The sequence below is a fragment of the Pseudomonas sp. GW822-FHT07A10 genome (genome assembly GCF_058798795.1).
The window spans coordinates 287999-297528 of record NZ_JBXAKV010000007.1 but is presented as its reverse complement, the minus strand read 5'-3'; the positions used below and the strand labels follow the sequence as shown (position 1 = coordinate 297528).

The 9530-nt window shown below is 60.2% G+C and carries 3 protein-coding genes; all 3 read left to right on the top strand.

Annotation, left to right across the window (positions count from 1 at the left end; translation table 11 throughout):
* Positions 1–177: 177 nt before the first annotated feature.
* The 3 genes from recC to recD are packed head-to-tail and all read left to right on the top strand — an operon-like array spanning position 178 to position 9421.
* Positions 178–3630 (top strand): exodeoxyribonuclease V subunit gamma, encoded by a 3453-nt coding sequence (recC, locus tag AC1RL4_RS14850; RefSeq protein ID WP_230173769.1) that lies wholly within the window; start codon positions 178–180, stop codon positions 3628–3630.
* Positions 3627–7316, top strand: coding sequence for an exodeoxyribonuclease V subunit beta (gene recB / locus AC1RL4_RS14845; protein ID WP_230173771.1), 3690 nt, complete (start codon positions 3627–3629; stop codon positions 7314–7316). Before recC ends, recB begins: the two co-directional genes overlap by 4 nt.
* Positions 7313–9421 carry an exodeoxyribonuclease V subunit alpha gene (gene recD, locus AC1RL4_RS14840; protein ID WP_230173773.1) on the top strand — a complete coding sequence of 703 codons (2109 nt, stop codon included), beginning with the start codon at positions 7313–7315 and terminating at the stop codon, positions 9419–9421. The genes recB and recD overlap by 4 nt, the downstream gene beginning before the upstream one ends.
* The last annotated feature ends 109 nt before the right edge of the window (positions 9422–9530 follow it).

Genomic DNA, 9530 nt, shown 5'->3' with positions numbered 1-9530 from the left:
GAGAGTAGGTCATCGTCAAGATTAAATTCCGAAACCCCTATCTGCGTATGCAGGTAGGGGTTTTGTTTTGCCCGCAGAAAAGTTCGTACAGCAAGATCGGAACGGTCCCGGCTGTCACGGTCTGCCGACAGTGCTAAGGTTCGGCCCTAGCTTTTGTATTTTCCCAAGGAAGCCTTTATGCCGGACGCTACGTCCCTCAGTGCTGGTTTTATGGTGGTTCACGGCAACCGCCTGGACGAGCTGCGCAGCCTGGTGGTCAGTTGGATGCGGCGCTACCCGCTGGCCCCCTTGGAAAATGAAATCGCCCTGGTGCAGAGCAACGGCATCGCCCAATGGCTGAAGCTGGCACTGGCCGAGGACCCTGAAGATGACGACATGGGCGGCTGCGGAATCGCCGCAGCCATCGATGTGCAGTTACCAGGCAGCTTCATGTGGCAGCTCTATCGCATGGTGCTGGGGCGTGACGAAATCCCGGCCAAGTCCCTGCTCGATAAAGCCCCGCTGACCTGGCGCCTGATGCGTCTGCTGCCACAGTTGATCAACCAACCGCACTTCGAACCCCTGCAGCGCTTCCTTACGAATGACACCGACTTACGCAAACGCTATCAATTGGCGGAGCGGCTGGCCGATCTATTCGACCAATATCAGGTGTACAGGGCGGACTGGCTCGAAGACTGGGCAGAAGGCCGTCACCAATTACGAAATGGCAGAGGCGAAGCCAAAGCTCTGACTCCGGCCAACTGCTGGCAAGCAGAGCTGTGGCGTGCGCTGTTGCTGGATGTCGGTGCACAAGGCATGGCGCAAAGCCGCGCGGGTGTCCACCAACGCTTTATCGAGCGTATCAATGGTCTCGACAGAGCGCCCAGTGGATTGCCTTCCAGGGTGATTGTTTTCGGAATTTCTTCACTGCCAGCTCAAGCCTTGGAAGCACTTGCCGGGCTGGCTCGATTCAGTCAGGTCTTGCTGTGCGTACACAACCCATGTCGCCACCACTGGGCGGACATCGTCGCCGATAAAGACCTGTTGCGGCATCAATACAAGCGCCAGGCTCGCAGGCACGGCATGCCGGTTGTGCTTGATCCGCAAACGCTCCATCAGCATGCCCACCCGCTATTGGCGGCGTGGGGCAAGCAGGGGCGGGACTACATCAATCTGCTCGACAGTTACGACGATCCCAACAGCTATCGCTCGGCATTTCGCGATGGGCGCATCGACCTTTTCAGCGATAACCAGCCTCAGAGCATGCTCAATCAGTTGCAGGATGACATCCTGGAATTGCGCCCCCTGAACGAAACTCGCGAGCGTTGGCCAGCAGTCGATCTGACAAAGGACGAATCGATCCGTTTTCACATCGCCCATAGTGCTCAACGCGAAGTGGAGATTCTCCACGATCAGCTGCTCGCACGATTCAGTGCTGATCCAGACTTAAGGCCTCGCGACGTGATCGTGATGGTTCCAGACATCGACAGTTACGCCCCCCACATCCGCGCTGTCTTTGGTCAGCTTGATCGCCACGACCCACGCTTCATTCCCTTCACGCTCGCGGATCAAGGCCAGCGCGGCAGGGACCCGCTACTGATCGCTGTCGAGCATCTGCTCAAGCTGCCCGACAGTCGTTTCCCCGTCAGCGAAATTCTCGATCTGCTGGACGTTCCGGCATTACGCGCTCGCTTTGGCGTAGAGGAACGTGACCTGCCGACCTTGCACCGCTGGATTGAAGGCGCAGGTATCCGTTGGGGGATGAATGCCGAGCAGCGTGCGGGTCTGGGCCTGCCGGAAGAACTGGAGCAAAACAGTTGGCGTTTCGGCTTGCGACGGATGTTGCTTGGTTATGCCGTGGGCAGCGCCAGTGCCTGCGAGGGTATTGAACCCTACGACGAGATCGGTGGCCTGGACGCTGCGCTCATAGGTCCTTTGGTCGCACTGCTGGATGCACTGGAGATTGCCCACCAGGAGCTCACCCAACCTGCGTCGCCCAAACTCTGGGGCATCCGCTTGCAAGCACTGGTGCAGTTGTTCTTCCAGGCCAGTAACGAACATGACGACTATTTATTGGCCCAACTCGAAGAGTTGCGCGAGACCTGGCTTGAGACCTGCGAGTCAGTAAGCTTGCAGGACGAGTTACCGCTGACCGTAGTCCGTGAAGCCTGGCTGGCTGGCCTCGACCAAGGTCGCTTGTCTCAGCGCTTTCTCGCCGGTGCCGTCAACTTCTGTACTTTGATGCCCATGCGAGCGATCCCGTTCAAACTGGTCTGCCTGCTGGGCATGAATGACGGCGATTACCCTCGCGCGCAGCCGCCGCTGGACTTCGATCTGATGGGTAGCGACTACCGGCCCGGCGATCGTTCCCGGCGCGAAGATGACCGCTATCTGTTGCTGGAAGCCTTGTTGTCGGCGCGGGACCAACTCTATATCAGCTGGGTCGGCCGCAGTATTCGGGACAACAGTGAGCGCCCTGCCTCGGTATTGATCGGACAGTTGCGTGACCATCTCGCCAGCGGTTGGCGATTGCACAATGACGATGATGATCTGCTTGAGTCCATGACTCAGGAACATCCGCTGCAACCCTTCAGTGCACGCTACTTCCATGAAGGCGATGATTTGTTCAGCTACGCCAGCGAGTGGCAGGTACTTCATCAGTCCAGCGGTTTGACGCCTGCCATCGAGGTTCTTGAGCCCTACATTCAGGACGAGCCGCTGAGCCTGGGTCAGTTGCAGGATTTTCTGCGCAATCCGGTACGGCATTTTTTCAGTCAGCGACTCAAAGTGTTCTTCGAGGCTGCCGAAGCGCCTTTGGCGGATGAAGAGCCATTTGTACTCGACGCGCTGCAACGCTATAGCCTCAGCGACAGCTTGCTCGAAGCAGCACTCGGGCAATTGGACCAAATCGATCAGGTACTGGAAGCGCAGGCGAAACGCCTGCAGAACAGCGGGCTCTTGCCCATGGCCGGTTTCGGCGAATGTCTGCAGCGAGAGTTGATCGAGCCATTGCCGGATCTGTTGCAGCGCTATCAGCAGCTCCTGGCGTTATGGCCGACCCCGCTCACCAGCGCGTTGCCGGTGAGTCTGGAACTGCATGGGCTACGCCTGGAGGGCTGGCTCAGTGGCCTGCATCAACGCGCGGACGGTGGTTTACTGTCGGTCACCACGATTCCCAACAGCATCGGCTCGCTCAAGACCCGCAAATGGCATCGTCTGACGCGGCCATGGGTCAACCATCTGGTTGCGTGCGCCAGTGGTATGGCGATGACCACTGCCTTGGTGGCGAGCGATGACAGTTTATTGCTCGGCCCAATGGAGGAGGCGGCAGCATCCAGGCTTCTGGGCGATCTGTTGCTGGCCTGGCAAACGGGTATGCGCCAGCCGTTGCCGATTGCCGTAAAAACAGCTTTCGCCTGGCTGGCTCAAACCGATCCGGTCAAGGCTGACGCCGCCGCCCGCAAGGCCTATGAAGGCGATGGCCAGACCACTGATGGTGAGCGCCGCGAAAGCCCGGCACTCGCTCGGCAATACGCCGACTACGATGTTTTGATTGCCGACGAGACCTTCCCCGATTGGTGCGACGCTTTGTATCGGCCGCTGCTTGAGGCTTCCTGGCGTTCATTGACCAGCGAGGAGGCGCGCTCATGACCACGAAAACACCGCTGGCCCTGGCATTCCCCTTGCTTGGCAGCCAACTGATCGAAGCCAGCGCCGGGACCGGCAAGACCTTCACCATTTCTGCGCTGTACTTGCGTCTGGTCCTTGGCCATGGCGACGAGTCGAGTGGTTTTGGCCGTGAATTGCTGCCGCCGCAAATCCTCGTGGTGACCTTCACCGATGCCGCGACCAAAGAACTGCGCGAACGTATTCGTACGCGACTGGCTGAAGCTGCGCGTTTTTTCCGCGATGAGACACCGGCGCCGGATGGCCTGATTGCCGAGTTGCGCGAGCAATACCTCCCTGAGCAGTGGCCAGGCTGTGCAAACCGCCTGGACATCGCCGCCCAGTGGATGGATGAAGCGGCGGTATCGACCATTCACAGTTGGTGCCAGCGCATGCTGCGCGAACATGCATTCGACAGTGGCAGCCTGTTCACCCAGACCCTGGAAACCGATCACAGTGATTTGCTTGGCGAAGTCCTGCGCGACTACTGGCGACTGTTCTGCTACCCGATGCAAGGCGATGCGCTGAATTGGGTTCGCGGTAACTGGGGTGGCCCGGCAGCGTTGTTGCCGCGAGTGCGTGGGTTGTTCACCAGCGAGCGTGACAGCGTTGAAGGTAAAGAACCTGCCGAGTTGATCGCCGAGTGCCTGGAGGAACGACGGGCCGCGTTGCTCGAGCTCAAGATGCCCTGGCGCCAATGGGCCGATGAGCTGCTTGCCATCTGTCATCAGGGCGTCGCGAGCAAAAGCGTCGATGGTCGCAAGATGCAGGCGCGCTACTTCGAACCCTGGTTCGAAAAGCTCCGGGCCTGGGCCGAAGACGAATCTCTGGAGCAATTGGACATTGGCACCGGCTTCACTCGCCTGACTCCCGATGGCATGGCTGAAGCCTGGAAAGGTGAAGCTCCTCGTCATCCCGGTCTCGATGCGATGCCCGGCCTCAAGGCCAGTCTCGATGGCTTGCCGACCCCCGATGCCGCCGTGCTGCAACATGCCGCCCACTGGGTCGGTGCTCGGTTCGAGGAAGAAAAGCGTCGTCGCGCGGAAATGGGTTTCGATGACATGCTGCTGCGTCTCGATGCGGCGTTGCAGTCCGATGGCGGTGAGCGTCTGGCGACCTTGATCCGCGAGCAGTTCCCGGTTGCGCTGATCGACGAGTTTCAGGACACCGACCCGGTGCAGTACCGAATCTTCGAGAGCATTTATCGCATCGAAGACAACAACCCTGAATCGGGCCTGTTCCTGATCGGCGACCCGAAGCAGGCGATTTATGCCTTTCGCGGTGCCGATATTTATACCTATCTGCGCGCCCGGCAAGCCACCACTGGCCGCCTGCATACCCTGGGTACAAATTTCCGTTCCAGTCATGGCATGGTGAACGCGGTGAACCATGTGTTCGAGCGCGCCGAATCTCGTGAGCAGGGGCGCGGCGCGTTCCTGTTCCGGGAGAAGAGTGGCGAGAACCCGGTACCGTTTCTGCCCGTGGAGTCCCAAGGGCGCAAAGAAGTCCTGCACATTGAGGGGCAGGTTGTGCCTGCCCTGAACATCTGGCATTTGTCCTCTGACCAGCCACTGTCTGGCGTGGTGTATCGACAACAATTGGCCGCCGCCTGCGCCAGTGAGATCACTGCGTTGCTCAATGGCGGTCAGCAGGGGCGTGCGGGCTTCATACAGGATGGTAAGGGTCTCAGAGGCCTGCTGCCGGCGGATATCGCGATTCTGGTGCGCGACGGCAAAGAGGCCCAGGCCGTGCGCGGCGAACTTTCCGCTCGCGGTGTGCGCAGTGTTTACCTGTCAGACAAGGACTCGGTATTCGCCGCGCAGGAGGCCCATGATCTGCTGACGTGGCTCAAGGCCTGTGCCGAGCCGGATGTCGAACGTCCCCTGCGTGCCGCGCTGGCCTGCATCACGCTGAACCTTTCACTGGCTGAACTGGAGCGACTGAATCAGGACGAACTGGCCTGGGAAGCACGGGTCATGCAGTTCCGCGGTTACCGCGAGCTCTGGCGCAAACAGGGCGTTCTGCCCATGTTGCGGCGATTGCTACATGATTTTCAGCTGCCCCAGGCGTTGATCGCGCGCAGCGATGGTGAGCGGATATTGACCAACCTGCTGCACTTGTCCGAGTTGCTGCAGCAGGCCGCCGCTGAACTCGATGGCGAGCAAGCTCTGATCCGTCATTTGTCCGAGCATCTGGCGTTGTCTGGTCAGGCTGGCGAAGAACAGATCCTGCGCCTGGAAAGCGACGAGCAACTGGTCAAGGTCGTGACCATCCACAAATCCAAAGGGCTTGAATATCCGTTGGTGTTCCTGCCGTTCATCTGCTCGGCAAAACCGGTGGATGGCAGTCGTCTGCCGTTGTATTACCACGATGCCACGGGTAAGGCACAGGTGAGCTTGAAGCCGACAGCCGAGTTGATCGCCCAAGCCGACGATGAACGTTTGGCTGAAGACCTTCGTTTGCTCTATGTGGCCCTGACCCGGGCACAACATGCGTGCTGGCTGGGTGTGACTGATCTCAAGCGCGGCAATAACAACGGCTCGGTCCTGCACCTTTCGGCATTGGGTTATCTGCTGGGCGGTGGTGCGCCATTGGCTGAGTCGGCAGGGCTGCGTCGTTGGCTGGAAGACCTACAGCAAGACTGTGCGGCGCTGAACTACGGTGAAATGCCTGATGCGACCGCCGAGCATTACCATCCGCCACGCAATGAAGCGACGTTGTTGGCCCCGCTGATACCCCGGCGCAAGGCCAGTGAAAACTGGTGGATCGCTTCTTACAGCGCCCTACGCATTGGTGACAGTCTGAGCGTGGGCAGTGACGAAGCACCGGAGAGCGCGCAAGCACAAAAGCTCTTTGATGACGAACGCCTTGATCCTGAAGCGCCACGAGAAGTCGCCGCTGGCGGCGCAGATATCCATCGATTCCCTCGTGGTCCGAACCCCGGCACTTTTCTTCATGGATTGCTCGAATGGGCCGGTGACGAAGGTTTTGCCGCTGCACCGCAAACCGTGGAAGACGCGATCGCCCGTCGCTGCAACCGCCGTGGCTGGGAAGGCTGGATCACCACGCTGAGCGGCTGGCTGCAGCACTTGCTCAAATCCCCATTGCACATCGGTGGCGGGCAGGCGCCGGTGGTGTTCGAGCAACTGACTCAATACCGGGTCGAGATGGAGTTCTGGTTCGCCAGTCATAAAGTCGATGTACTCAAGCTCGATGAACTGGTGCGTCAATACACCCATCATGGCGTGGCCCGAGTGGCCGCCGAACCGGTGCTGCTCAATGGCATGTTCAAAGGCTTCATCGACCTGACGTTCGAGCATGAAGGCCGTTACTACGTCGCTGACTACAAATCCAACTGGCTGGGCGTCGATGACGCGGCCTATACCGAGCAGGCCATGGAGCAGTCGATTCTCGATAACCGTTACGACCTGCAATACGTACTGTACCTGCTCGCCCTGCATCGCCAGCTTAAGGCTCGGCTGGTCGATTACGATTACGACCGGCATGTCGGTGGAGCGTTGTATCTGTTTCTTCGCGGTACTCGAGCGGCCAGCCAGGGTGTGTATTTTGCCCGTCCGCCACGGGAGCTGATCGAGCGCCTGGACCGGTTGTTCCAAGGCAAGCCAGAGCCCAAGGCCGAACCCGCCTGGGAACAGGGAGTATTGCTATGAGTCGCACTTTCGCCGATTTGCTGCCTACGCCGTTGGCGGCCGAAAGTCTGGCGGACCTGGCCCCGTTGAGCCGCGCAGATGACTTGTTGCTGCTGCTCACGCGCTGGGTCGAACGCGGCTGGCTGCGGGCGCTGGACAAGGCCTTCGTCGCGTTTCTCCACGAGCTCGCTCCCGACGATGATCCGCTGGTGCTGCTGGCCGCCGCGTTGATCAGTCACCAACTGGGCCACGGTCATGTCTGCCTGGATCTGTTCGAAACACTGAAAGAGCCGGATTTTGCCCTGTCGCTTCCGCCGGAAGGTGATGTGCAAAGCGGGGCGATGTTGCTGCCGTCGCAATTGCTTGAGGCGCTGGACGGTGCCCATTGGTGCAAGGTCCTGGCGTCCAGTCGTCTGGTGGCTCTGGCCGTCGATGGGCGTGAGGCTGCGCAACACCGGCCGTTGGTGCTGTCGGGCAAGCGCCTGTACCTGCGCCGCTACTGGGCTTACGAACGGCGCATCGACCACGCGCTGCGCCAGCGCCTGGCGGCACACGAAGCAACGCCGGGTGATTTGCCCCAACGCCTGACCGGTCTGTTCGGTCCAGCCAGGTCTGATGAAGTGATCGACTGGCAGAAGCTCGCGTGTGCCCTGGCTACCCGAAGTGCATTCAGCATCGTCACCGGCGGCCCGGGAACCGGCAAGACCACCACGGTTGTACGCTTGCTTGCATTGCTCCAGGCACCCGCAGTGGAGGCCGGTAAACCGCTGCGTATTCGTCTCGCGGCACCCACCGGCAAAGCTGCCGCACGATTGACCGAGTCCATCAGCCAGCAGGTTCAAACCCTGAAAGTGCCTGAAGCGGTGCGCGAGAAGATCCCGTCGGATGTGACCACCGTGCACCGTTTGCTCGGCAGTCGCCCCGGCACCCGGCATTTCCGTCACCACGCCGCTAATCGCTTGCCGCTGGATGTATTGGTGGTGGACGAAGCCTCGATGATCGACCTGGAAATGATGGCCAACCTGCTCGATGCGTTGCCGCCCCATGCCCGTCTGGTGCTGCTCGGTGACAAGGATCAACTGGCGTCGGTCGAGGCCGGTGCCGTACTGGGCGATCTGTGTCGAGATGCCGAAGCCGGTTGGTACAGCCCGCAGACCCGCCAGTGGCTGGAGGCGGTCAGCGGTGAACGCCTCGATGCCAGCGGTTTGCGCGAAGACACCCACGGAGTGCATCCACTGGCCCAGCAAGTTGTGATGCTGCGCCACTCACGGCGCTTCGGCGAGGGTAGCGGCATTGGTCAGTTGGCTCGTTGGGTCAACCAACAGCATCCCGAGGACGCGCGCAAGTTATTGGCCGCTGCAAGTCATGACGACGTATTTTTCCTGCCCCTCAAGGGTGAGCAGGACCGGGCGCTGGAGCGCTTGCTGCTCGAAGGCCATGGTGGGGGGCCGCAAGGTTATCGGCATTACCTGAGTCTTTTGCGCAGTCAGCGACCGCCGCTCGACCGCCCGCTCGACGATCCATGCTGGGCTGATTGGGCTCGCGTGGTGCTACAAGCCTTCGACGCTTTCCAGCTGTTGTGTGCCGTACGCAAAGGGCCTTGGGGCGTGGAAGGTTTGAATCAGCGCGTGACCGACGCACTGCTCAAGGCACGGCTGATCGACAGCGATCATCAGTGGTACGAAGGTCGGCCCGTGCTGATGACCCGCAACGACTATGGCCTGGGTTTGATGAACGGTGACATTGGCATTGCCCTCAAGCTGCCGGAGCGTGAAGGCCCGGAGGCCGGACGGCACGTGCTGCGTGTGGCCTTCCCGCGTAATGATGGGCAGGGCGGTGTGCGCTTTGTCCTGCCTAGCCGACTCAACGATGTCGACACGGTGTATGCCATGACCGTGCACAAATCCCAAGGCTCTGAATTTGCCCATACGGCGTTGATACTGCCGGATGCTTTGAATCCTGTGCTTACCAAGGAACTGATCTATACCGGGATAACCCGGGCCAAAGACTGGTTCACCCTGATTGAGCCTCGAGCCGGCGTATTCGAAGAGGCCGTGCGGCGCAAGGTCAAGCGCTTGAGCGGGTTAATGCTGGAGCTGGAAGAGGGGGCTTGGCCGAGCCATTGAGGGGCGGTGGCAGACGCCGGAATCTGTCCGATGTGCCGTGGTGCGTCGCCTCGCTGGTGTTTCAGTGCTGTGCTATCGTTGCGGCATCATTTTGTTGCGATCGTAGAGA

Bases quoted from the DNA above. Each gene is read 5' to 3' on its own strand.
- recD (WP_230173773.1), top strand. From the start codon at position 7,313: ATGAGTCGCACTTTCGCCGATTTGCTGCCTACGCCGTTGGCGGCCGAA.
- recC (WP_230173769.1), top strand. From the start codon at position 178: ATGCCGGACGCTACGTCCCTCAGTGCTGGTTTTATGGTGGTTCACGGC.
- recB (WP_230173771.1), top strand. From the start codon at position 3,627: ATGACCACGAAAACACCGCTGGCCCTGGCATTCCCCTTGCTTGGCAGC.